The sequence below is a fragment of the Bremerella cremea genome, assembly GCF_039541315.1.
Classification (GTDB): domain Bacteria; phylum Planctomycetota; class Planctomycetia; order Pirellulales; family Pirellulaceae; genus Bremerella; species Bremerella cremea.
The window spans coordinates 2,080,899-2,103,758 of record NZ_BAABFZ010000003.1 but is presented as its reverse complement, the minus strand read 5'-3'; the positions used below and the strand labels follow the sequence as shown (position 1 = coordinate 2,103,758).

General features: G+C 57.2%; 22 protein-coding genes. 12 read left to right on the top strand and 10 right to left on the bottom strand.

All coding sequences use genetic code 11. The features are described 5' to 3' along the window. Positions 1 to 145: 145 nt before the first annotated feature. Complete coding sequence (locus ABD890_RS10765; RefSeq protein ID WP_345088653.1) at positions 146 to 2,932, top strand: c-type cytochrome domain-containing protein; 2,787 nt, start codon at positions 146 to 148, stop codon at positions 2,930 to 2,932. 87 nt (positions 2,933 to 3,019) lie between these two features. Here ABD890_RS10765 and cysK read toward each other — a convergent pair whose 3' ends face one another. After that, positions 3,020 to 3,961 (bottom strand): cysteine synthase A, encoded by a 942-nt coding sequence (gene cysK / locus ABD890_RS10760; RefSeq protein ID WP_345088651.1) that lies wholly within the window; start codon positions 3,959 to 3,961, stop codon positions 3,020 to 3,022. Between the two features lie 147 nt (positions 3,962 to 4,108). Between cysK and ABD890_RS10755 the strand changes: the two genes are divergently transcribed. Then, complete coding sequence (locus ABD890_RS10755; protein ID WP_345088650.1) at positions 4,109 to 4,474, top strand: cupin domain-containing protein; 366 nt, start codon at positions 4,109 to 4,111, stop codon at positions 4,472 to 4,474. Here ABD890_RS10755 and ABD890_RS10750 read toward each other — a convergent pair. Continuing rightward, the gene (locus tag ABD890_RS10750; protein ID WP_345088648.1) at positions 4,471 to 4,932 is read right to left on the bottom strand and encodes a CbiX/SirB N-terminal domain-containing protein; all 462 of its coding nucleotides are present in this window, start codon (positions 4,930 to 4,932) and stop codon (positions 4,471 to 4,473) included. The two genes, ABD890_RS10755 and ABD890_RS10750, sit on opposite strands and share 4 nt — an antisense overlap. Before the next feature lie 73 nt (positions 4,933 to 5,005). On the opposite strand from ABD890_RS10750, the gene ABD890_RS10745 reads away from it, so the two are divergent. Beyond that, the gene (locus tag ABD890_RS10745) at positions 5,006 to 6,496 is read left to right on the top strand and encodes an AEC family transporter (protein WP_345088647.1); all 1,491 of its coding nucleotides are present in this window, start codon (positions 5,006 to 5,008) and stop codon (positions 6,494 to 6,496) included. Here ABD890_RS10745 and pyrE read toward each other — a convergent pair. Both pyrE and ABD890_RS10735 read right to left on the bottom strand, forming a co-directional pair. After that, the gene (gene pyrE / locus ABD890_RS10740; RefSeq protein ID WP_345088646.1) at positions 6,477 to 7,034 is read right to left on the bottom strand and encodes an orotate phosphoribosyltransferase; all 558 of its coding nucleotides are present in this window, start codon (positions 7,032 to 7,034) and stop codon (positions 6,477 to 6,479) included. The two genes, ABD890_RS10745 and pyrE, sit on opposite strands and share 20 nt — an antisense overlap. A gap of 95 nt (positions 7,035 to 7,129) precedes the next feature. Further along, positions 7,130 to 7,873: a leucine-rich repeat domain-containing protein gene (locus ABD890_RS10735; RefSeq protein WP_345088645.1), complete on the bottom strand. Its 744-nt coding sequence runs from the start codon at positions 7,871 to 7,873 to the stop codon at positions 7,130 to 7,132. Between the two features lie 235 nt (positions 7,874 to 8,108). Here ABD890_RS10735 and ABD890_RS10730 point away from each other — a divergent pair, with 235 nt between their 5' ends. Next, positions 8,109 to 8,354 (top strand): hypothetical protein, encoded by a 246-nt coding sequence (locus ABD890_RS10730; RefSeq protein WP_345088644.1) that lies wholly within the window; start codon positions 8,109 to 8,111, stop codon positions 8,352 to 8,354. On the opposite strand, the gene ABD890_RS10725 is transcribed toward ABD890_RS10730, so the two are convergent. Continuing rightward, a complete protein-coding gene (locus ABD890_RS10725; protein WP_345088642.1) occupies positions 8,351 to 9,145 on the bottom strand; it encodes a PhzF family phenazine biosynthesis protein in 795 nt (264 codons plus the stop codon). The two genes, ABD890_RS10730 and ABD890_RS10725, sit on opposite strands and share 4 nt — an antisense overlap. A gap of 149 nt (positions 9,146 to 9,294) precedes the next feature. Between ABD890_RS10725 and pdxA the strand changes: the two genes are divergently transcribed. From pdxA to ABD890_RS10685, 8 genes are all read left to right on the top strand, one after another. Continuing rightward, the gene (gene pdxA, locus ABD890_RS10720) at positions 9,295 to 10,329 is read left to right on the top strand and encodes a 4-hydroxythreonine-4-phosphate dehydrogenase PdxA (protein WP_345088640.1); all 1,035 of its coding nucleotides are present in this window, start codon (positions 9,295 to 9,297) and stop codon (positions 10,327 to 10,329) included. Between the two features lie 60 nt (positions 10,330 to 10,389). Next, complete coding sequence (locus tag ABD890_RS10715) at positions 10,390 to 11,604, top strand: PQQ-dependent sugar dehydrogenase (protein WP_345088638.1); 1,215 nt, start codon at positions 10,390 to 10,392, stop codon at positions 11,602 to 11,604. Positions 11,605 to 11,733: 129 nt separating this feature from the next. Continuing rightward, a complete protein-coding gene (locus tag ABD890_RS10710; protein ID WP_345088636.1) occupies positions 11,734 to 12,276 on the top strand; it encodes a hypothetical protein in 543 nt (180 codons plus the stop codon). 47 nt (positions 12,277 to 12,323) lie between these two features. Next, positions 12,324 to 12,710, top strand: coding sequence for a DUF4870 domain-containing protein (locus tag ABD890_RS10705; protein WP_345088634.1), 387 nt, complete (start codon positions 12,324 to 12,326; stop codon positions 12,708 to 12,710). A 729-nt stretch (positions 12,711 to 13,439) separates the two neighbouring features. Beyond that, positions 13,440 to 13,931 carry a hypothetical protein gene (locus ABD890_RS10700; protein WP_345088632.1) on the top strand — a complete coding sequence of 164 codons (492 nt, stop codon included), beginning with the start codon at positions 13,440 to 13,442 and terminating at the stop codon, positions 13,929 to 13,931. A 685-nt stretch (positions 13,932 to 14,616) separates the two neighbouring features. Further along, positions 14,617 to 16,146 carry a lysine--tRNA ligase gene (gene lysS / locus ABD890_RS10695; RefSeq protein WP_345090885.1) on the top strand — a complete coding sequence of 510 codons (1,530 nt, stop codon included), beginning with the start codon at positions 14,617 to 14,619 and terminating at the stop codon, positions 16,144 to 16,146. A 175-nt stretch (positions 16,147 to 16,321) separates the two neighbouring features. After that, positions 16,322 to 18,031, top strand: coding sequence for an ABC transporter permease (locus tag ABD890_RS10690; RefSeq protein WP_345088630.1), 1,710 nt, complete (start codon positions 16,322 to 16,324; stop codon positions 18,029 to 18,031). Next, a complete protein-coding gene (locus ABD890_RS10685; RefSeq protein ID WP_345088628.1) occupies positions 18,024 to 18,839 on the top strand; it encodes an ABC transporter ATP-binding protein in 816 nt (271 codons plus the stop codon). Before ABD890_RS10690 ends, ABD890_RS10685 begins: the two co-directional genes overlap by 8 nt. A gap of 66 nt (positions 18,840 to 18,905) precedes the next feature. Here ABD890_RS10685 and ABD890_RS10680 read toward each other — a convergent pair whose 3' ends face one another. The 5 genes from ABD890_RS10680 to ABD890_RS10660 all read right to left on the bottom strand — a co-directional run bounded on the left by ABD890_RS10680 (position 18,906) and on the right by ABD890_RS10660 (position 22,757). Next, positions 18,906 to 19,124 (bottom strand): hypothetical protein, encoded by a 219-nt coding sequence (locus ABD890_RS10680; RefSeq protein ID WP_345088626.1) that lies wholly within the window; start codon positions 19,122 to 19,124, stop codon positions 18,906 to 18,908. Between the two features lie 43 nt (positions 19,125 to 19,167). Then, positions 19,168 to 19,548, bottom strand: coding sequence for a hypothetical protein (locus ABD890_RS10675; RefSeq protein ID WP_345088624.1), 381 nt, complete (start codon positions 19,546 to 19,548; stop codon positions 19,168 to 19,170). Positions 19,549 to 19,722: 174 nt separating this feature from the next. After that, the gene (locus tag ABD890_RS10670; RefSeq protein WP_345088622.1) at positions 19,723 to 20,592 is read right to left on the bottom strand and encodes a hypothetical protein; all 870 of its coding nucleotides are present in this window, start codon (positions 20,590 to 20,592) and stop codon (positions 19,723 to 19,725) included. Positions 20,593 to 20,623: 31 nt separating this feature from the next. Next, on the bottom strand, positions 20,624 to 21,346 hold the full coding sequence (locus tag ABD890_RS10665) for a leucine-rich repeat domain-containing protein (protein WP_345088620.1): 723 nt from the start codon (positions 21,344 to 21,346) through the stop codon (positions 20,624 to 20,626). A 145-nt stretch (positions 21,347 to 21,491) separates the two neighbouring features. Beyond that, a complete protein-coding gene (locus tag ABD890_RS10660) occupies positions 21,492 to 22,757 on the bottom strand; it encodes a LysM peptidoglycan-binding domain-containing protein (protein ID WP_345088618.1) in 1,266 nt (421 codons plus the stop codon). Positions 22,758 to 22,860: the final 103 nt, after the last annotated feature.

The following is a 22,860-nucleotide window of genomic DNA, read 5'->3' as shown; positions in this document are numbered from 1 at the left end:
GAAGTGGCCTAGGATTGATGAACGCCCGAGTGTGTGTCCAACGACGCATCCCTCGGGCAGACATCCCAGGCCCGCGGCGGTTTCCGCCATGCTGCCTTGCGACCCACCTTTGTTTGCCTGCCTTTTTTCGCACAGAGATTGAGCGATGCGCTATACCCTCTCATTTCTGGTTCTGTTCGGTTTGACTACGGTCGCCGTCGCTGACGACGCCAAACCGGCCGGCGATGTCGAGAAGATCACCTACGACGATCACGTCCGGGCCATCTTCCGCGAACATTGCTTCACCTGTCACAACCAGAACGACGCCAAAGGTGGCTTGAACCTCGAGAACTTCGGCGCCACCTTGGAAGGTGGTGCCGGTGGTGAAGTGGTCATCGCCCAGGATGTCGAGAGCTCGCGGTTGTTCGCGCTGATCAGTGGTGCCGAAACTCCGAAGATGCCCCCGGGCCAAGATCTGATCGCCCAGGAAAAGCAAGACATCATCAAGAAGTGGATCGAGCTGGGAGCCCTGGAAAACAGCGGCTCGAAAGTGAAGGCCAAGAAGAAGAGCGGCCTGGCGATGAGCGGCCCTGTGACCACCGGCAAGCCAGAAGGGCCAGCGGCGATGCCAGAAGGTCTGTGGAAAGCTCCGGTCATGGAACTGCAAAGCACCGGTGCGATCACCGCCATGGCACACAGCCCGTGGGCTCCGCTGGTGGCGATTGCCGGTCAAAAGCAAATCGCTCTCTACAACACCGACACGTTGAAGTTACTCGGCGTGATTCCTTATCCACAAGGGGTCCCTTACATCCTCCGCTTTAGCCGCAACGGCGAAGTGCTGATGGCTGGTGGTGGCCGAGGTGGTTATTCGGGAAGCGTGACGTTGTTCAACGTCCGCACCGGCAAGCCGCTGGTGACGGTGGGTGATGAATACGATGTCGTGCTGGCGGCTGATGTCAGCCCGGATCTTTCGCGGGTGGCCCTTGGTGGTCCGCAGCGTTTGCTCCGAATTTATTCGACCGACGATGGTTCGCTGCTGCACGAAGTGAAGAAGCATACCGACTGGGTGACCACTATCGCTTACAGTCCGGATGGCGTGCTGCTCGCTTCGGGCGATCGCTCGAATGGCTTGTTCGTCTGGGAAGCCGATACGGCTCGCGAGTATTTGAACCTGCAGGGACACAAAGAAGCGATCAACTCGGTGAGCTGGCAGCCTGATTCGAACGTCTTGGCATCGGCCAGCACCGACGTGACCGTCAAGCTGTGGGAAATGGTCGAAGGGAAGAATATCAAGTCGTTTAACGCCCATGGCGGCGGCGCCGAGTGGGTCAGTTACACGCATGATGGCCGCATGGTCACGGCGGGTCGCGATAAGGTGGCCAAGGTTTGGGCTGGCGACGGCAAAGAACTCGCCAAGACCGCTGGCTTCGCCGACTTGACCCTGCGTGCTTGTTTCAATCACGACAGCACCAAAATTGTGGTTGGCGACTGGACCGGTGAGATCCGCGTCTATCAGCTCGAAGGCATGCAAGAGCTGGGCAAGCTGAAGGCTGTCACGCCAACCTACGACCAGATGATCGCCAGTCTCCAGTCCGAAATTGGCACGCTCGATAAAGCGGCTGCCGATCAAGGTGGTGCCGCGGCTGCTGCGAAGCAGGCCTGGGACAACCATCTGGCCGCGATTGAGAACACCAAGAAGGCCAGCGCCGACGCGAAGACCGCCATGGATGCCGCCAACGCCAAAGTGGAAGAGCTGAAGAAGGCGATTGCTCAATCGGAGGCGACCCAAAAGCAGAAAGAACAAGAAGCCGCAGCGAAAGATGCCGACGCCAAGAAGTGGGCCGGTGAAATCGCGAAGGCGGAACAATCCTTGAACCAGGCCAACGCCAAGATCGCCGACTACGGCAAGAAGGTTCAGGACAAGACGAACGCACTCAACGGTGCCAAGGGTACTCAGGCCGAGCATCAGAAGCAGTTGGAAGATCTGAAGAAGCAGCTTGCCGCTCAACAGCAGGCTCACGAAGCAGCCCAGAAGAAAGTGGCTGACCTGGATGCCAAGATCGCCGAAGCCACCAAGCAAAAGGAATCGACGCCCGACGATCAGAAAGAATCGAAGCAGAAGGAAATCGATTCGCTGACGCAGGAAAAGACGGCCGCTCAAGCCGAAGTCGACAAGCTGGCCTCCGAAGTGAAGAAGTCGACCGATGCGGTTGGTGGTAAAGATGCCGAGCTGAAGAAAGATGCCGCAGCGATCGCTGCTGCCGACGCCGAGGCCAAGAAGCTGCAAGCCGAAGCAGGCAAGGCCAACGAAGAGAAGGCCGCCGCTGAAAAGAGCATCGCTTCCGCGAAGCAGAACAAGCAAACCGCCGACACCCAGCTTGCCTCGGCGAAGGGTGAAATCGAAGCGGCCAAGAAAGCGAAGAATGACGCATCCAAGGAGATGGGCAGTCAGCAGAACCTGGCCAAGAAGTACGGCGATGAAATCAACAAGCATGCCGAGCAACTCAAGAAGCTGGAAGAAGGCAAGCCGAACGTCGAGAAGGACATGAACGACAAGGCCGCTGCCGCGAAAGCTGCAGCCGAACGTGCCGCTGCCGCCAAGCAGGACCTGGAAGCTTTGAAGAAAGAGAAAGCCGATTTCGCAGCCTTCCCCGCCAAGCTTCAAGCAGAACAGGCCGCCATGCTGACCGGCATTCAAACCAAGGAACAGGCCATGGCAGAAGCCGCGGCTCAGATGGCCGAACTGGAACAGCAGATGGAAGCCAAGCTGGCGGAAATCGCAAAGCTGCAAGCTCAGCTCGATAAGACCATGGAAGAGAAGTCGGCCGTTTACGCCAAGCTGCGTGACTCGAAGCAGAAGGTGGAAGCAGGGTCGGAAGAGATGGCCACCGCCCAGGCCAAGCTGCAAGATCTCAAACGCCAGCAGGAAATGCTGCAGAACGTTTACCAATAAAAGGGCATTGGCAAACTATCGCCAAAAAGAAAGGGACGACCCGCACTGCAGGTCGTCCCTTTTTTGTTTCTTGATGGGCGGTAAGGACTAGCCTTCCAGACCACCGAACAGAGGCGTCGACAGATAGCGTTCGCCCAGGCTGCACAGAATCACCGCGATTCGCTTGCCCTTCATTTCAGGACGAGCGGCAACTTGCTTCGCGGCCCAAATGGCGGCACCACTGCTGATACCAGCGACCAGGCCTTCTTCCTTGGCCAGCAAGCGGCCATATTCAAAGGCGTCTTCGTCATCGACCTGAATGACTTCGTCGATCAGCGACGTGTCGAGGTTGCCCGGGATGAAGCCAGCACCGATCCCTTGGATGCGATGCTTGCCAGGCTGGCCACCACTGATCACGGGCGAGTTCTTCGGTTCTACGGCAATCGCTTTGAAGTTCGGGTTCTTCGACTTTAAGAAGCGAGTGCAACCGGTGATCGTACCGCCGGTCCCGACACCAGAGATCAGGACATCGACTTTGCCTTCCATGTCTTCCCAGATTTCTGGGCCGGTGGTGGCTTCGTGAATTGCTGGGTTGGCTGGGTTATCGAACTGACCAGGCATCCAGCCGTTCTCTTCCTTCTCAACCATCTGGGCAGCCGTGTTGATGGCGCCCTTCATACCTTCCGCGGCTGGGGTCAGAACGAGATTGGCACCCATCGCACGCAGCAGAGCACGACGTTCCAGCGACATTGATTCTGGCATGGTCAGGGTCAGCTTATAACCCTTCGCCGCACAGACGAACGCCAACGCGATGCCGGTGTTGCCCGAAGTGGGTTCGATGATGTGCGTGTCTTTGGTCACCACGCCCCGCTTCTCTCCGTCGGCGATCATGGCATAACCGATGCGGTCCTTCACGCTATTGACCGGATTGAACCACTCGCACTTCGCGAAAACCTCGCCTCCACCCTGGGGGATCATCCGATTGATATGTATCATCGGGGTATCGCCGATTGCGTGGCACGCGTCGTTAAAGGTCTTCATACGGGGCATGATCGGTTCCTTCGTGATGTCCGTGAAAGTGCGAAGCTTAGGTGAAAATTTTCGCAAGTTAGCAATAGGCACGCAAATGTGTCAATGAAGATTCTCGCATAGCTGTCGCTGCTCTGCCAGAACACAACCGACAGGACCAAGGGGACTATGGACGTCGTTAATTTGAGTGAGGCACCGCCGTTTACCACCAAAGATGGATCCGAGATCCGCGAGCTGCTGGCTCATCGCAATTCGTGCATCCAGAAGCAAAGCCTGGCTGAGGCTCGGTTGCCGGTCGGAGCGAGCACCACGGCTCACTATCATCCGAAAACGGAAGAGATCTATTACATTACGCACGGTGAAGGGCGGATGCAGATCGGGGACGAATTCCGCGATGTGAAGGTCGGCGATGCCGTCGCGATCCCGCCAGGGCAGGTCCATCAAATCACCAATACCGGGACCGATACGCTCCGCTTGCTTTGCTGCTGCGCTCCGGCGTACGAACACGAAGACACCGTGCTGGTCGAATCCTAAGCCTGGCGAAACTGGCAACTGCTTTCCGGGGTGCAGACATCGCATCGCGGAGCGTCTTGCTCGCAATGGGCCAGGCAGGTGGCGATTCGCTGCTGCATGACTTCCGCCATCAGCGGATGCAGCCCCAGCGGAGCGGTCACCAGGTGCTTCAGCCCAGGATAGTTCTGGGCGGCCTCTTGGGCGAGACGCGGGATGTCTTCGTGCCAGTGCCGACCGGGCGAGAGAAAGTACGGATGGACGACGATCGTCTCGGCTCCTTGCTCAACGCATTTCTGGAAGGCCGCAGCAATCGAAGGCTCGGCCAGCTCCATATGGGCAGGCTCTACAATCGCATAGCCGCTCGATCGACGGAATAGCTCGGCCACCTGCAGCAGGAGTTCGTTACTTTCGGCCCGCCGCGAACCATGATCGACGATGATGATGCCTAGTTTGTCCGAGCCTGATGTGGTTTGCTGCATCCGAGGAACACTTCCCGAAGAAGAGTAGCAGGGCCTAATTGTTCGCTAGGAAGCTAACGACTAAGTTGGGGCGATGAATCTTACGCAAGTCATTACGATTGTAAGCATAACGGCCGCAGTTTTCACCGTGATGGGAATTGGCGGCGTTGCTCGTTCGCTGCAGTGGCTCTCGCGTGAAGCGGACGCAGGTCTGCTGAAACTTGGTATTCGTATCTTGATGCCATGTTTCATTTTTGTGAAGGTGGTCGGCAATCCCGCCTTCGAGACGGCGGCCAATGTCTACTTGCCTCCGGTGTGGGGTTTTCTCGCGGTCGCCTTGGGATGCTTTGTGGCGTACTTCTATGCCCGAGGTAGCGGTGCGCGGCTCGGTTTCGATACGCCGGACAAGATCCACTCGTTTGCCGTCTGTATCGGCATCTTTAACTATGGGTTCATTCCGATTCCGCTGATTCAAGAGATCTTCGGAGAGCGGGCCCTGGGTGTGCTGTTTCTGCACAATGTCGGCGTCGAGCTGGGCATCTGGACGATCGGTGTCAGTCTCGCCAGTGGTGGGCTGACGAAGGGTTGGTGGAAAAATGTCCTGAACCCGCCCAGCGTGACCATCGTGATTTCGTTATTGATCAACGAAATGGGATGGGCCGATATGGTGCCGACGTTCATCACCCAGATCACCAGCATCTTGTCGACCGGAGCGATTCCGCTGATGATGCTTTTGATCGGGGCGACGTTCTACGATCAGATCTTTCACGCGAAAGTCGAAGCCGATGCCAGCAGTGCCTGGCCGACCTATATTTCAGCCGTCATGCTGCGATTGGCTTTCTTGCCATTCTTGTTCTTGCTGGCAGCGATCTACCTGCCGATTTCGCTGGAACTGAAGCAAGTGGCAGCCATCCAAGCAGCGATGCCAGCGGCTGTGTTTCCGGTGGTGCTGACGAAGCATTACGGAGGGGATGCCCGGACCGCTTTACGCGTGGTGATTGCCTCGACGGTGGTCGGATTTGTTACAATTCCTATCTGGATCTCAACGGGCATTGCGTGGCTCGGACTCGAGACCACAGTGCTTCAGCAAACTCCGGAGGAGATAATCGTGGCACCGCAGCTAGAGCCGGTCGAAGCGATGAAAATCGTCGGGATTTCGGTTCGGACCAATAACCGCAGTGAAATGAATCCCGAGACGGCGCAGATTCCACTGCTGTACGACAAGTACGATCAAGATCAGATCGATTCGTTAATCGTCGACCCTGTTTCGCCTGGCCAACGGATCGCCGTTTATGGCGACTACGAGTCGGACCAGTCTGGCGAGTTCACGATCTTGCTGGGCAAGCAGATCGGCGCCGATGCCGATGTGCCCGAAGCTTTGGACAAGGTCCGCATTCATCGGGGCAATTATCTGCACTTCGTCGGAGAAGGGGAGATGCCCCAGGTCGTACTCGAAACGTGGCAGAAGATCTGGCGCCACTTTGAAGAAGACTCGACCTACAGTCGATCGTTCGAGGCTGACTTCGAGATCTATGACGAAGCCAGCCCAAACCGCGTCGATATCTTTATCGCTGTGGAGGAGTGATTCCGAAGTCTTCGATCGTCAGCAGGGTGCGCAGTTCGTATCCTGCTGCGGCAAAGGCTTCTTTGCCACCTTCCAGACGATCGACAATCGCGATCACGCCCAGCACCTTCAGCCCGGCCGCTTCGACTTTCTCGATCGCTTTCAGCGAGCTGCCACCGGTGGTGACCACGTCTTCCACGATTACGCATTCGTTGCCAGCGACCACTGGGCCTTCGACATCCTGGCCGGTGCCATGGGCTTTGGCTTCTTTCCGAACGATGAACCCGGCCAGCGACTTGCCTTGAACGGCAGCCATGGTGATGACCGAAGCCGAAATCGGATCGGCACCGATTGCCATCCCACCGACCGCGTCGGGAAGGTTGTCGCCTAGCATTTCCAGAATGCCAAGGCCGACCTGCAAAGCACCTTCACTAGAGAGGGTCACCTTGCGGCAATCGAGGTAATAACTTGCCTTCTTGCCGGAAGCGAGGGTGAAGTCGCCGAACTTCAGACCTTTGTCTCGAACAATTTCAATCAGCCGTTCTTTGCTGTATTGCATTAGGAATTTCCTCGATCGCAGGGACATTTTGCCGTAGAAATGCCATCGTACCGCATCGGCCATGGGCCGCGCAGGGGGGCAAATGGGGCCGCCCACTACATCGATTCGTCCAGCGGCAAGATCTTCGTATCTGGGAGTTCGGCCCGAAGTTTCTCGAGGGCGGCCGGCGTCACGGCGGTCTCTTGCAGGTAAAGCTCTCTCAGCGACTTCATCTGGGCCAGCGATTCGACGCAGTCGTCGGTGACCTTGGTCCCCAGCAGAAACAGAACTTCCAGCTGGGGCAGGGCCGGCAACTGGGCGACCGCCGGGTCGCCGATGTCGGTCTTGGCCAGGCTCAATACCTTCAGCGTCGTCAGCTTCACCAGCGGATCGACCGCGTGGTCGGTGAACCGCGCGTGAAACAATGTCGGCTCGGTATCGGTCACCACCGAGCCTCCAACGTAAAGCTCTTGAATCTGCGGCAGGTCTTTCAGGTGTTCCAGCGCCGCGTCGGTGATCTGAGTTCCCCGCAAGTCAAGCACCCGCAGTTCCGGCAGCCCCGTCACCAAGGCCAGGTCGCGATCGGTCACCAGCAAAGGATTCGGCGTGGTGATGACCTGGATGTTGTCCTCGTGATCGCGCCCGATCTCGAAGCCGACATGCCGAAACTTGCGAACCAGCGGGTTCTGCTCGTCATGCACCACCGGCACCGTTGGGCGAACGGCCCAATTCAAGATCAACCCTCCCGCCACGATCACGGTGGCCGGCATCAGGATTGCCAGGAAGACAATCAAAAGCTCGATACGCCAAGGCTCGCGCTCTGGGCGTTTCGGTTCGGAAGGCGATTCAGGGAGTGGCATGCCAGGGCTGTCAGAAGAGGAGTTTTCGGCGACGCTTCAGAATAACATCAATTACCCCCTATCTGCCACGGTTCAATCGACAGGGGTTGTGCTATCAGTCTACCCCGACAAATTACGAAGAAATCGCGAACTGAGCTCCGGGTCGGGCCGTAACAAAGTTCGTTCCCAGGCGAGGTTCAAGACGGAGAGCAACTTCGGCCCTGGCAACACCGAATCGATAGCACACGGAGGAATCATGGCAACGAAGAAACGGCACACCGGTCGCAGCAAACGCAAGACTCTCACTGGTCAGGGAGTGAGTCTGCTGCGTGCGGTTGTCCTGGAAGGGGCAGGGATCTTGCTACTCGCAGGGGTGATTGGTTATCCAATTCTCACGCAGAACCAAGGCAGATTCTCGTGTCTCGATGCCCAGCCTTCGGTCATCGATCATAGCCTGCACACGCTGCTGGCGAAGGTCGGTCTGGTGAACAAGCCAGACTAGACCAGCAATTCCAACTTAGCCACCGTAACCGCGTGCCCTCTCAGGAGGGCACGGTCGTTTCGAATCTCGACTTCCAACTCGCCGCCACGCGCCGATGCTTGATAGGCCGCGAGCTTCGACTTGCCTAGCTTCTGGCTCCAATACGCTCCGAGCACGCAGTGAGCCGATCCGGTCACCGGGTCTTCATCGATTCCAGCCGCCGGCGCGAAGAAGCGGGAGATGAAATCGTATTTCGTGTCGTAACTCTGGGCGGTCACCATCACCCCGCGAGCATCTAAGGGCCGCAGCAACGAGAAGTTTGGTTGGAGCTGGCGAATTGCTTGTGGCGAGGCAATTTCAATCAGCCAGTCGTATTGATTCTTCCCGCAAAACAGAACCTCACCCAGCCCGAGGCTTTCCAGCAATCCATCCACCGGGACTGTTTCGTGTGCCGGGGCGATGGGGAAGTCGAGCTCGATCGCCTGACCGACCGGCGTGGCGGTGAGCGTTCCGCTGAGGCTTTCAAACTCAATCGGCTTGCCGTCAGGCATACGTTTGGTTTGCCATAGCATGTGAGCTGTTGCTAACGTTGCGTGACCGCACAGCTCGACTTCGACTGCTGGCGTGAACCAGCGTAGCCGTAGCGAGTCTTGTTCAGGATAGACGAATGCGGTCTCTGAAAGATTCATTTCCGCTGCGACTTGCTGCATCCAATGGTCGTCTTCGGGCTGATCGAGCCAACAGACCGCGGCCGGATTGCCGGAGAAGGGAACCTGGGTGAACGAGTCGACCTGGTACAGCAAGTGAGTCATGGCAGTGGTAACCTTACGAGAGAGACGGTAGCGAGGCCTGTCGGACACGGCGAACTGGGGCCGAGGTTCGCCCACCTCGGCGGAAGGTCGCTGGAAGTTACAATAGAACGGATCCATTTCAATCGCCACCCAAGAAGAGAGTTGAAGGCGTGTCGCTTCCGCGAATCATCGTAACCATGGGAGACCCCGGCGGGGTCGGGCCCGAGGTCTGTCTGCGATTGCTGTCCGATCCTACCCACTATGCCGGTTGCGTGCCGGTGGTCTTTGGCGACGCGGCGATCCTGCAGCGTGTGGCCGAAACGTGTCAGCTGCCACCGGCGATCCATGTCGTTCCGTTCCAGGATGATCTCGATCTTCAGGCGATCGATCAGGCGACGGTGGTCGATTTCGGGATGATCGATGCGGCCCGCTTCGAGCCGGGCAAGGTCACCGCCGAAGGGGGCGAGGCCTGTTACCAGTACATCATGATGGCGATCGATTTTGCTTTGGCCGGCAAGGCGGATGGCATCACGACCGGGCCAATCAACAAAGAAGCCCTGCACGCTGCGAAGCATTTTTATCCTGGCCATACCGAGATCTTCATCGAACGCTGCGGCAATCAGCCGGGCTGCATGATGCTGACCAGCCAGGAACTGACTTGCAGCTTTGTGACCACCCACGTCGGCTATCGCGATGTGCCCGAGCTGTTGACGATCGAACGGATCGGCGAAGTCATCGATCTGACCGTGGCCGCCATGCGGAAGATTCGCCAGCGCGAGCCACGCCTCTTGGTTTGCGGGCTAAATCCGCATGCGGGGGAACATGGTTTGTTTGGCAATCGCGAAGAAGAACGCATCATCGAGCCTGCCATTGCGGCGGCTCGTCAGCGTGGCGTTTCGATCGATGGCCCAGTCCCCCCCGACACCGCGTTTCTGGCGGAACGTCGTCCGCTGTACGACTGCGTAGTTTGCATGTACCACGACCAGGGACATATCCCTTTGAAAGCCTTGGCGTTCGACGTGGCGGTGAATACGACCCTCGGCCTGTCGCTGGTGCGGACCTCGGTCGATCACGGTACCGCCTTCGATATTGCCTGGCAGGGTAAGGCCAAGGTGTCGAGCATGATCCACGCCGTACGACTCGCCCGCGATCTGGCTTCCGACGAATCGGAGCATGGAACCGCCCCTGCCGCCAAGCTAGAATAGGAAAACTTTGCGGCAGCCAACCCGTATTTCGATTACCTCCCCAGAGAGAGCATCTCCCCTATGAATCGCCTGCTTCGTATGTTGTTCGCCCTCCCGATGATCGCCTTACTGGTTCTGCCGGTTGCGGCTCAGAAGCCAGAAGAAGGGCCACCGATCCCGAACGATCCTGTGTTGCCGGTCAAGCTGAAGAAGACCTTCACCAATCTACGTATCCGTCGCCCGGTCACCATCACCCATGCTGGCGATGGCTCGAATCGGATCTTCTTCGCCGAACAGCAAGGCGTGATCCTGGCCGTGCCGAACGATCCCGAAGTGGAAGAACCAGAAGTGTTCCTCGATATCGAAGACTCGGTTCGCTTCAACCCACGCCAGAACGAAGAAGGCTTCCTGGGCCTCGCCTTCCATCCGAACTTCAAAGAGAACGGCGAGTTCTTCCTGTATTACACGATCAAGAAAGGTCTCGTCTCGCACGTCTCGCGATTCAAGACCATGAAGGACGATCCGACCAAGGGTGATCCGAACTCCGAAGAAGTCTTGCTGACGATCGAACAGCCTTTCTGGAATCACAACGGCGGTAGCATCGAGTTCGGTCCCGATGGTTACTTGTACGTGGGACTGGGTGACGGTGGCAAGGCCAACGATCCATTTGGCAACGGTCAGAACCTCTCGACCTGGTTGGGTTCGATCCTGCGTATCGACGTCGACAAGAAAGAGAACGGTCAGAACTACGGCATCCCTGCCGACAATCCTTTCGTCAACACCGAAGGCGCCAAGCCAGAGATCTACGCTTACGGCTTGCGGAACGTCTGGCGACTGACCTTCGATCGCGAAACAGGTGCCTGCTGGGTTGGTGACGTCGGTCAGAACCTGTGGGAAGAAATCGACATCATCACCAAGGGTGGTAACTACGGCTGGAACGTTCGCGAAGGTCTGCATCCTTTCTCGGAAGAGTTCGCCAAGTCGGGTGCCAAGTACATCGATCCGATCTTCGAGTATCACCACAACGTCGGTAAGTCGATCACCAGCGGCTACGTTTATCGTGGCAAGAAGGTGCCGCAGCTGCAGGGCAAGTTCCTCTATGCCGATTACGTGACCGGCAAGGTGTGGGCTCTGGAATACGACTACGACACCAAGAAGGTTGGCAAGAACTATCGAATCGAAGAACCATCCAACCCGCCAGTGGTTTGCTTTGGTGAAACGGAAGATGGTGAAGTGCTGATGAGCGCAATCTTCGGGGAATATGGGGCGATTTACGAGTTCGCCCCGGCGGAATAGTTAAGAATTCGACCGAATGGAGTAGAAACTCGTTCGGCGATTTCCGATATTGGCCGACGTTCGACGAACAGCTTGTTAGCTGCGTCTTCGAGCGTCGGCCTTTTTTGTTGGCTTAAGAAAGTTTGCACGATGCAAGCGTTAGGGATCATTCTGCTGTCGGTCGTGGCTTGCGTGACCTATGGCATTCTCCACGATCAGGTCACCGCGCGGATCTGTGTCGAGTACTTCACCATCGGACATATCCCGGTGCTCGGAGGCACCACGAATCCGACCGTGTTGGGTTTGGTGTGGGGCGTACTGGCGACCTGGTGGGTTGGCGTGATGCTGGGGATTCCGTTGGCGTTCATTTGTCGCGTCGGTTCGTTGGTGAAGCTCTCGGTTCGCGACTTGATCAAACCGATGCTCGTGCTGATGGCCGTGACCGGCGGACTGGCAGCCGTGGCCGGTGTTGTTGGTTACGTGTTAGCATCCAACGGATCGGTCACGTTGTTGGGAGCAATGGCCGAGCGCGTTCCGCCGGAGAAGCATGTCGCGTTTCTAGCTGACTTGTGGATCCATGGGGCGAGCTATGCCGGCGGATTCGTCGGAGGCGTGGTGCTGATGATTCGTTCGATGGTGGTGCGATATCGGAAAACGCACTCGCCAATAGATGAAACGGCTCTCGCAACGTGATAGAGTGTGCCGGAATCGAGACCCTCATTTGCCGATAGGAAATTAACATGTCGACGCAATCTTCATTTTCTCAAGAGCCTCCCCATGGCGATTTCACCAGCAGCATGGAAGAGCCAAGCCAGGACGATCGCAACATCGCATTGTTGTGCCACATCCTTGGCTTCTTTACGTGGATTGTGGGACCGGTTGTGCTGTGGCTGTTGATGAAGGAGAAGTCGTCGTTCATCGATTTCCACGGCAAGCAGGCAATCAACTTCCAGATCACGCTTTCGATCTTCTACATCGGGTCAGGCGTGCTGTTTTGTGTTTACATCGGGATTCTTACCTTCCTGGCGACCTTCGTGCTGCAGATCGTGTTCACGGTGCTGGCCTGCATGAAGGCATATGAAGGGGATTACTACAACATCCCTGTGGCGATCCCCATCTTGCGATAAGTGTCTCGGTCCGAGGCTTCGATCGCTTCGGGAAGACGTATTCCAATTGTGCTTGGGGTTCGATGTACTTCTCAAGAGGGTTGTCGGTATCGTAACCCCTGTCTACGCAGACACTTCTGGCACTGCCGCCATAATCTCATGCGGCAGCATGGCTGTTGGGAGCAGCAAGTTTGCTCGCTGCGCTTGCCGCATTCTCGGCTTGCCACATCGCATCGGCTCTCGGGCAAGCGAAAATGTAGATAGCTAAGTAACTGACCTTGGCCCTGAGAATGGTCTGTAGGTTAGTGAGATCCTATGGCGACTCTGGTTGGCCCGTTTCCCCCGACGTTTGCCCCTGCCGGCCCGAGTCGCCTTTTTTACTCTCTTGCCAGCATGAATTGCCCACCTGTCATGCTGCGGAAGGCCGTAACCCCCCAAAGGCCTCAAGGGAAAAATCCTGCCAATTAATTTTTCGAGTGCATCGGACTGATAAGGCGTCGACGGGGCCCCACTAGGCGCTTGAAGGAGCCCATTTTTGCGTAAGCAAGATGGCTAAAAAGTGTTCTTCGAAAAACCATTGCACAAAATTGCGTAATGGTGGAATATCAGTCACAGACCGATGCGAATCACTGTTTAGAGAAGATTTGATTTCCATCGAGACGAGGCAGAGCCAACGGCCTGAACAACCCTGGCTCGAACCCACTCCCACCTTCAAAAAAACCTACCTACCGGAACCAGAGGAGAACGCAGATGGGCAACATGTCTACTGCTCAGTTTTTGAAGTCGAGTTTGACCGTGATCATTATGGTTGGGGTTCTGGGAGTCGCCTTTGGCGAGTCTCTGTACCGCAAAGCCAACTACATGACATTCCTGGCGATTGAGTCGTTCCCGACGCTCAATCTGCTGCACCGCGACAAGCTGGTCTCGGAAAACAAGTTTGAAGACGAAGGGGGCATGGTCCACCGTCTGTTCGTCTTCGAGTCGGCCTCGAGCGACGACAAGAACACTTGCCGTGTTGTGGTGACCGACGAGAACTACCACGTTACTTCTTCGTGGAACGCGGACCGGGACGAGAAGCTGTTGAACGTTGGTTTTATGGAGCACACCTCGCCACCAGTCCTCGAGATCGTCCGTCACGACGCCTCGAAGCGAGCTCTGGTTTGCGAGCACCTTTGCCTGCACATGGGCGTGCTGCAAGCCTATCAGTACAAGCCACAGCCAGGTGCTGCGATCACCAAGTAGCCCCTCGCCGGCTGCAACTACCGATTGACCCACGTGGTAACCCCAGTAAAATCTTGCGGTAACTGGGGTTACGCTATTTATGCCCGCTGTGGGCAGGCAAATCGGCCCCAAGCGTCGTTACGCGACTTCAGCGACACGAACTTTGGAAGGGGCCATGTCCGCCAAGCCAACCAATCGACCGTCCAAGTACCAAGTCTTTCTACTCTGGTCGAATGACACCGTCAGCCAGTGTCGCGACGTCCGCAAGTTCTTCAAAGAGTTCAACAAGAAGACCGCCAAGCCTGAGTTTGGCGTCACCTTCGAGATCATCGATCATTGCTTCGATACCGACGACAAGGGACACCCTGGCGCCATTCCAGCCGAAGAGCTGTTGGTGAAGTCGAAGGACACGCTCGCTTTGACCATCGGTTTGTGCACCGACGACGAGACATCGCTCAATCCTTACACCGAAGAGAAAGCTCAGAAGCAGCTCGATCTGGTGCTGGAAAGTGCTCAGAACAACAAGTTCCACCAGGCGATCTGGTTCGTTCTATCGCAGCGTAACGATGGCGGCGATCAGCGCGAAGAAGTCGCTGGCGAAGTCCACGATCTGCTTCGATTGCCAGAAGGTTTGAAGCCGAACAAGCTTTGCCTCTTTGGCGAGAACGATACCTTTGCCGATGTGCTGGCCGATAACCTGACCAAGATGCTGTCGGCAGATGATCGTCCGTGGATCGAAGACGAGAACGCCGCCGTGCATGCCATCGAAGCGGCCCGTCGTCAGAAGATGGACAAGCTGGTCGCGATGGGCATCGATCCGTGGGGTCAGCGCTTCGACAATCAGCAGCCCGTCTCCGAGGTGCGTGCCCTGGAAGGGGAAATCACCGAGACGACCAGCAACGAAAATGGTCGCGAGCAAACTACCTACAGCGGTCCCAAGGTTCGCGTCGCAGGTCGTATCGTGCTGATGCGTCCGACCGGCAAGCTGATCTTCATCAACCTGGTCGATCGTACCGGCACCATCCAGTTGTTCCTCGGCCAGGCGCAAGTCGGCGAACGCAACTGGGAGATCGCTCAGTGTCTCGATCTGGGGGACATCATCGGTGTCGATGGCGAACTGAAGAAGACCAAGACCGGCGAACTGACGATCTTCGTCGAAGAGCTGCACTTCCTGACCAAGACGCTGGAAGCTCCGCCGGAAAAGCACAAGGGTCTGACCGATCCCGAACTGCGTCAGCGGATGCGGTACCTCGACCTGGCCTATGGCGACGGCGTACTGGAACGTTTCGTTCAGCGGACGCAGATCGTGCGTTCGGTTCGCGATACGCTGGTTGAAGAAGGCTACTTCGAGATCGAAGGCCCGACGCTGCACACCATCGCTGGTGGTGCTGCCGCTCGCCCATTTGAAACCTTCCACAACGCGCTCGGCATGCCGCTGGTGATGCGTATCGCCCTCGAGCTGCACCTGAAGCGTCTGCTGGTTGGTGGCATGGAACGGGTCTTCGAGCTGGGACGCGTTTATCGCAACGAAGGAATCAGCCCACGTCACAATCCAGAGTTCACCATGCTCGAATGTTACCAGGCCTTTGGTAACTACGAGACGATGATGGACCTGACGCAGAAGATCATCGTCAACGCCCTCGATGCGATCGGCTCGGGCTACAAGGTTCCGTTCGGCGACAAAGAAATCGACTTCACGCCGCCATTCCAGCGTCGCTGCTATCGCGATCTGCTAGCAGAACATGCCGGTATCGATCCGGCCAACGAAGCGGAAGTGATCGCTTGTGCCAAGAAGCTGGGTCTTGAAACCGATGGCAAGCATCCCGACGTGCTGCGAAACGAGATCTTCGAAGAGACGGTCGAAGACAAGCTGGTCGGCCCGATCTTCGTGATCGACTATCCTGCTAGCATCTGCCCGCTGACCAAGCGAAAGACGGGCGAGCCGGAAATTGCCGAACGTTTCGAGCTGTTCATCCAAGGGATGGAACTGGCCAACGCCTATACCGAGCTGAACGATCCCGATCTGCAGGAACAGCTGTTCCGCACGCAGTTGGAAGGGATGTCGGAAGAGGACTCGATGGCCAAGATGGACAACGATTTCGTGCGTGCTTTACGCAACGGAATGCCGCCAGCTGGCGGACTTGGTATTGGCATCGACCGGCTTGTCATGTTACTAACTAACAGCGCGACGATTCGCGAAATCATTTTGTTCCCGCTGTTGCGGCATGAAGCCTAGTTCGAGGTGCCTCTGCTGACCTGGTTCGGCAGACTTGGAAGCGTTCGCTTTCACCCATTGCAAGCTTCTGCCTGCTGGATCGACCGGCAGGCAGTCACGCACCTCGACCCATTCGTACGGCCACCCTCTCCCCCGGGGGCAGTCCTGCGGTGCCGCGTTTGCCGAAGGATTGGCAATGTACAAGTTGATGCTCTGTCTGCGTTATCTCCGCACGCGCTACATCGCGCTGGCGTCGATTATCAGTGTGACGCTGGGCGTGGCGACCATGGTGGTCGTGAACGCCGTGATGTCTGGCTTCTCGCACGAGATGCACATTCGCCTGCACGGCATTCTGTCGGACGTGGTCATGGAAAGCCACAGTCTCGATGGCTTCTACCAATGGCAGAAGCACATGGATGCCGTCAAAGCAGTGGCGGGCGACGACATCGAAGACATGACCGTCACCGTCCACGTCCCCGCGATGTTGAACCTGCGAGTTCGCGATCAGTGGTATCCTCGCCAGGTCACCGTCATTGGGATCGACGACGAAACCTACAACAAGGTCAGCGACTTCTCGAAATATCTGAAGCACCCGGCCAATCGTCAGCAGGTTGACTTCAACCTGAAAGAGAACGGCTACGACGGCCCCGACGACTCGAAGCTGGTCGAATCAGGCTGGGAGTATCGCCGCGACAAAATCAAATATCAGCGCGAGCTGGAAGACGAGATGCGACGTTTTGAAACGCTGCATCAAACCGGTCGCATGCCGGAAGCCCGGCGCACGAATCCGAACGAGTTCGCCGCGATGCCAAGTCCGCTGGGCGAGAACGGCGCTGCCGATGTCGACGTGGTAACTCCGAAGTTTGCCGACGACCCGAGCGCCCCACCGTTGCCAGGGCCTCCGCCTGCCGATCTGGCGGATCGCATGGCGAAGAAGGCAACCCAAGCCGTCAATGCTTTGGCGGCCGCCGGTGGCGATCCTTTCGCCCAGCGATACAAGCAGCCAGAGAGCAACACCTTCGATCCGATGAAGCACCAGGCCCCGGGGATCATTCTGGGAATGGCCGTCGCCAGCATTCGCCAACGCGATGCCGATGGTAACGTAAAAGACATCTTCCTGGCGGTTCCTGGCGACGACGTTCGCTTGACTTTTCCCTCGGCCGAAAGCCCACCCAAGGCCATCAGTGAAACGTTCACCGTGGTCGACTTCTATGAAAGCAAGATGAACGAATACGACGCCGGCTTCGCGTTCGTACCGCTTAGCAAACTGCAGTCGCTGCGCTACATGACCCACCCAGAACTTGGCTCGGCGATCTCGACTATTCAGATTCGCTTGAAGCCAGGGGCCAACCTGCAAGAGTTCACCAATCGCCTCCGGTCAGAGTTTCCGGCCGAAGTTTATCCGTTCCGGATTCAGTCGTGGAAAGACATGCAGGGACCGCTATTGGCTGCCGTGCAAATGGAAAAGACGATCCTGAACATCTTGTTGTTCCTGATCATCGGCGTGGCAGGCTTCGGCATTCTGGCGACCTTCTACATGATCGTCGTCGAGAAGACCAAGGACATCGGGATCCTCAAATCGCTGGGGGCCAGCGGCGGCGGGATCATGAGCATCTTTGTCGGTTATGGCCTTTCGCTGGGGATCGTTGGCTCTGGCGTCGGTTGTATCCTGGGGCTGTTGTTTGTGTGGAACATTAACCACGTTGCCCGCTTGATCGAGATCATAACTGGTCAGGAAGTCTTCGATCCGACAATCTATTACTTCCAGGAAATACCGACGATTGTGGAACCGATGGCAATCGTCATGGTGGTAACTGGGGCGATGTTAATCGCCGTGATGGCAAGTGTTCTGCCGGCGATTCGTGCCGCGCGACTTCACCCGGTGGAGGCCCTTCGATATGAGTAACACGATGAGCGACAGTTACCTGACCACCACGCCAGTTCCTGCCGTGACGCCTCAAGCCAAGCGGCCAGCCCCTCACATCAACACCGATCGTTTCGATACGCCGATTGAAGTGGATCGTCCCATCCTGAAAACCACTGGACTGTACAAAAGCTACCGCAAAGGTCAGCACATCATTCCGGTGCTGCGAGGGGTCGACTTCGTAGCCAACGAAGGACGCATCACCTCGATTATCGGTCAGAGCGGTAGCGGCAAGAGCACGCTGTTGCATCTGCTCGGAACGCTGGATGTCCCTGATCAGGGCGAGATCTATTTCGAGGATCAACGGACCGACAACCTGCCGACCCGCCAACGCGATCGTCTGCGGAATGGCCAGTTCGGGCTGATCTTTCAGTTCTATCACTTGCTGCCAGAACTGACGATGCTCGAGAACGTCCTGACGCCGGCAATGATTTCCCACGGTTTGTTCAAGTATTGGGCCAACCGCAAACAGCTCAAAGACCGAGCCCGGCAATTGCTGGAACTGGTCGGTCTGGGGCATCGTTTGAATCACAAGCCGCGTGAGCTTTCCGGTGGCGAGATGCAGCGCACGGCGATTGCCCGGGCATTGATCAGCAATCCGAAGGTTCTGCTGGCGGACGAACCGACCGGCAATCTCGATCGCCAGACCGGCCGAGAAGTGCTGAACATTCTTCGCAAGCTGAACGAAGAGCAGGGGCTGACCATCGTGATGGTCACGCACGACCAAAGCATCGCCGACGAAGCCGATTCGATCGTGCGGCTGGTCGAAGGATGCGTCGAGCACGTCTAACATATTGCCGACAAAATCCCCTCTCCATCAAATCGGAGAGGGGCGTTCTCTTTCGTCTGCGAACTCTTATCGCATGACCGATCCGCCAATGATCATCGCGATGCCGATGGCGATCGGAATGATCGAGTACGACATCGTATGGACCACGTAACCACCGACCGGTCCGTAGACCTGCTGCATCGCCTTCAGCTTGCGAAAGACCGAAGGGGTCGTCAGCCGCAGCACGAAGGTGATCGTACCGAAGCAAATCGCGGCGAAGCCAAGCAGTTGAGTGGGATCGGACATGTTCCGGTGCTCGCGGAGGGATGGAGTGGGCACCGAAATTGTATCAGTCCCGCTCGTCCGCTTCATCATCCTGCGCCGGCAACAGCGTCCGGTCGACGACGGTCACCTCCGGCAGATCGAGCCCGCTGAGCAGGTACTCGATCTCGCGTTCTGCATCGGGATTCAATTCGACCCGCAGGATCTGTGGATGATTCTGAGAGACGTAATGGATGAACGCCCAGAACCGCTGTGGCGGCTCCGCTCCGGTTTCCGCAATCGTACGAACCACTTCGCCGAATTGCCGCAGGGTGTCGATATCGAGGTGATGATCGCTGAAGGCAATGTCGAGCGACATGTCACCGGTCGATGCTGTTTCGCACTGGGGGCAGGGGCAGATCGCCCCGAACTTGATTTCACCACAATTGAAACAGAGTGCCATCGTCATCTTCTGGTCTCCTGGGGATAGGATGAGATTTGAAGAATAGGACCAGGTCGTTGCCTGAGGGTTCAGGCCTTACGGTAGAAAAGAGTGGTTAAGCGACTGGAAAGAAAAGCAGGCTCTGGTCTGATTCTAGAAAGGTGAAGGCCTGTTGTCGCCAATTTTGTGGAAAACAGACCGTCAGCGATCGACGAGCGGTGACCAATAGATTTTGCACCAGGGCATCTCGGCCCGCAGTCGGTCGACAGCTAGTTGACTGGTCGGAGTTCGTTCCAAGTCGAGGCTTCGCAAATTTCTTAGCCGGCGGAATGAATCTAGCCCGGCGTCGGTGACTGCCGTTCGTTCAAGGGCTAGACGTTGCAGCGAAATCGGCAGATCGGCGATCGCCGCATCAGAAAACCAGGTATGCGATAGGTCAAGTTCCACGAGCCCCGTACGGCGAAGCTCTGGGAAAGGACCGGCCGTCAAGTGACTGCGCGGAGCAACCAGGTGGCCGATGCGCGTCGTACCTAGTGCCTTGGCCAACTGGGCCTGGGTGAAACGCGGGCCTTCCCTATAGGTGTCTAGTTCTAGCGAATCGAGTTGGTCAAGCAGTGCCACGGCTGCCACCACTTCATCATATTCTTCTGGTTTCAGCGGCGTCGTAATCTTGACGCTTCGGACGCGCTGAAAGATCGGGGCGATGCCGAGTTGGGTCATCCAGCGGGGATCGCTGCGCTCCTTCAACTGATAGATCTCCAGGTTCGTTGCCCGGGATGTGAAACGGTTATAGTTCGACGGACTGATCGATTGCGAGGAAAAGTTCCCTTCGTAATTCCAGCCCAGGTGAATCCTGGCATGACGATATGAATACGATCGACGGCCACCGATTTCGACCAGCTTATCGCTCGCCATGCTATGAAGCTGGCCGACGCGATGCAGATAGCTGCCCCAAGCCAGCAGGCCACACAGCAGCGTGAACACGACGATCAACAGCCGCAACGAAATACGCAGCGGCAATCGCCAGGTTGCCTTCGCAGGAGAATCGTTCGTGGGAGAGGTTTCGGACATCGGTTGCTTTGAGCCACTGCGGTGCGTTGGATCAGGTAACCACCCAGCACCAAGGCATCTCCTTTTGCAGTTCTTTGAGTGTCTGGCGAGAGATTCCGGCCTGATCGATTTCCAGTTGCTTCAATTTCTTCAGCCGGATCAGCTTTTTCAGGCCCCCTTCGGTAAGGTGATTTCCGGTGAGGGTGAGTTGCGTTAGCGACTCCGGCAAGTCATCGAGCCCTTCGTCGCGGAGCGAAGTATGGGCGAAGGCCAGGTCTTCCAACTGGCTGCTCTTTAGGAACGGCATCGGCTCGCCACCGATCTGCTCGCCTTGCAGCAATAACGTCTTGAGACGGACCTGTTGCAGCAATCGCTCGACATGATCGTTGGTGACTTCAGGGCTGACGATGCTGAGGATGTCGACCTGGCCAAGCTGGCCGAACAACTCAAGAAATGCTTCGAGCTTCTCCAGCGATCGTTCATGATAGAAGACCAAGTCGACTCGCTGGAAGGCCGGTTCGATGTCCCAGGCAGCCATCCAGGTCGGTCCCCCTTCGACGCGGACATAGTCGCGGCCGATTCGTGAACCTTCCGAGTAAGCTCCTTTGGACGTGAGCGAGACATCCTGAATCAGCTTCATCTGCACACGGGCACCCATCTCGCGCATTTGCTGGGCGGCTTGCATATGCAGATTGCCTTCCGCCATCCAGTGACGAAGCGTCAGACCTGCTGCCGTCAGCAAGACGATCACCACAATCAGTGTGGTGATCAGCACACGGCGGAAAGGGCCTCGCCGCGCAGTTTGGGGGCGAGGTTCAGAAGATGCGTCAGGCTGCGACAATGGTTGCCTTTAGTCTTGAGGGGGACAAGGAAGAAAGTCCTCTCAAGGCAGGCTATCGCTCCGGCGTGACGTTGTCAAATTATCGGCGGACGGTCACCTTCGAGCCGACCGACAAGATACCGTAAATGTCTTCGGCATCACGCTGGCTCATGCTGATCGAACCGCCAGCACCGCCAGAGCCATGCAGCACGACGCCGCCATCCAGATGCACGGCAAAGCCGCCGTAAGGATTTTCGGGATCGTCCGAGGTCAGGATTCGTTGGGTCGAGTCGTCGTAGAACTGCGGATTGGTTTCCTTTCGCAGCACTTCATGCTCGCCGGCAGGAATGATCGCGCCATTCTCGATGGTGATCGGGAAGCGGCCTGCGTAGCAGCCATCAACTTCCAGGATCAGTTCGTTGTGGGTCAGATCGACCTTGGCGGCGAACGGACCCCGCATGACTTTGATCTTCTTGCCAGGCGTCAGGGCGTTCGGGTTGTCGATGCCATTGATTCGCTGCAGCAAGATCGAAGGGATCTGGAACTGCTGGGCAATGCTTTCGAGCGTTTCACTGCTGCCGACCGTGTACGGTTCTTCCAGGGTGTGCTGCGTCGAGTAGACGACGGTACCCGCCAACTGGCTCAGCAGCAGGTTCAGCTTTTCTTTCTGCGAAGGATTCAGTTCGAGGCTATTTCGCCAAGGTGTCAAACGGCGCATCGCTTCGACCAGGTCGCCTTGCGTCAAATATAGCTGGGCTTCGTCCCAATCGGCTTGAAACTGTCCGGAAGGAGGCGAGTTCGGGTTGCCACCCATCCCGCTGGGCATGGCTCCCATGTCGCCATGGCTATAGACCGAGGCCAACTGGTTGCGCGAAGCATCGGGGGTAGCTGGGATGTGCGATTCTGGCGTGGGCATCGTGCCGGCTGGCTTCGTCGCGGTCGGATTGTCCATGGGAGGGAAGTCGGACGCACCGGCGAACTTGGGAGCCGCATCGGAACTGCCATGTGAAGCGTGATCGTGGTCGTCGTGCTGAGCCGTTTCACGCTGGGGTGACAAGGTTGGCGTGAACGACGGAGCACCGCCGCCGGTGTTGTTCAGCTGAGGAGCGGTCAGACGGCCGCTGGCAAAGCCTGGGGCGTTGTCGTCACTGGCGGGGGCCGGCATCGCGACCGAGGTGCCAGGCGAAGCCGCAGGAGCGCCGGTCGGCATCGGCAACGTCGAGAAGTCGGGGAGAGTCAGATCCATGTTGTCGGCAGCGTCGGCCACTTCGGGCGGAACTTCTTCCGGCTTGTTCAACACGGTATAGACGCCGTAGCCAATGGCCATGAGTACAATGACCATGCAAGCGGTTTTAATCGTTTCCACCTTCGTCCTCCCTGACGAATTCGGCTCATCCGCGGCAAATCCTTTTGCCGATAAGTGATGATGCCCTGGTGCGCTCTGACGTTTCTTAATCCATCTTAAATGC

Excerpts from the sequence above, each read along its gene's own strand:
- ABD890_RS10765 (WP_345088653.1), top strand. The coding sequence starts at position 146 with ATGCGCTATACCCTCTCATTTCTGGTTCTGTTCGGTTTGACTACGGTC.
- cysK (WP_345088651.1), bottom strand. The coding sequence starts at position 3,961 with ATGCCCCGTATGAAGACCTTTAACGACGCGTGCCACGCAATCGGCGAT.
- ABD890_RS10755 (WP_345088650.1), top strand. The coding sequence starts at position 4,109 with ATGGACGTCGTTAATTTGAGTGAGGCACCGCCGTTTACCACCAAAGAT.
- ABD890_RS10750 (WP_345088648.1), bottom strand. The coding sequence starts at position 4,932 with ATGCAGCAAACCACATCAGGCTCGGACAAACTAGGCATCATCATCGTC.
- ABD890_RS10745 (WP_345088647.1), top strand. The coding sequence starts at position 5,006 with ATGAATCTTACGCAAGTCATTACGATTGTAAGCATAACGGCCGCAGTT.
- pyrE (WP_345088646.1), bottom strand. The coding sequence starts at position 7,034 with ATGCAATACAGCAAAGAACGGCTGATTGAAATTGTTCGAGACAAAGGT.
- ABD890_RS10735 (WP_345088645.1), bottom strand. The coding sequence starts at position 7,873 with ATGCCACTCCCTGAATCGCCTTCCGAACCGAAACGCCCAGAGCGCGAG.
- ABD890_RS10730 (WP_345088644.1), top strand. The coding sequence starts at position 8,109 with ATGGCAACGAAGAAACGGCACACCGGTCGCAGCAAACGCAAGACTCTC.
- ABD890_RS10725 (WP_345088642.1), bottom strand. The coding sequence starts at position 9,145 with ATGACTCACTTGCTGTACCAGGTCGACTCGTTCACCCAGGTTCCCTTC.
- ABD890_RS10715 (WP_345088638.1), top strand. The coding sequence starts at position 10,390 with ATGAATCGCCTGCTTCGTATGTTGTTCGCCCTCCCGATGATCGCCTTA.
- ABD890_RS10710 (WP_345088636.1), top strand. The coding sequence starts at position 11,734 with ATGCAAGCGTTAGGGATCATTCTGCTGTCGGTCGTGGCTTGCGTGACC.
- ABD890_RS10705 (WP_345088634.1), top strand. The coding sequence starts at position 12,324 with ATGTCGACGCAATCTTCATTTTCTCAAGAGCCTCCCCATGGCGATTTC.
- ABD890_RS10700 (WP_345088632.1), top strand. The coding sequence starts at position 13,440 with ATGGGCAACATGTCTACTGCTCAGTTTTTGAAGTCGAGTTTGACCGTG.
- lysS (WP_345090885.1), top strand. The coding sequence starts at position 14,617 with ATGCTGTCGGCAGATGATCGTCCGTGGATCGAAGACGAGAACGCCGCC.
- ABD890_RS10690 (WP_345088630.1), top strand. The coding sequence starts at position 16,322 with ATGTACAAGTTGATGCTCTGTCTGCGTTATCTCCGCACGCGCTACATC.
- ABD890_RS10685 (WP_345088628.1), top strand. The coding sequence starts at position 18,024 with ATGAGTAACACGATGAGCGACAGTTACCTGACCACCACGCCAGTTCCT.
- ABD890_RS10680 (WP_345088626.1), bottom strand. The coding sequence starts at position 19,124 with ATGTCCGATCCCACTCAACTGCTTGGCTTCGCCGCGATTTGCTTCGGT.
- ABD890_RS10675 (WP_345088624.1), bottom strand. The coding sequence starts at position 19,548 with ATGACGATGGCACTCTGTTTCAATTGTGGTGAAATCAAGTTCGGGGCG.
- ABD890_RS10670 (WP_345088622.1), bottom strand. The coding sequence starts at position 20,592 with ATGTCCGAAACCTCTCCCACGAACGATTCTCCTGCGAAGGCAACCTGG.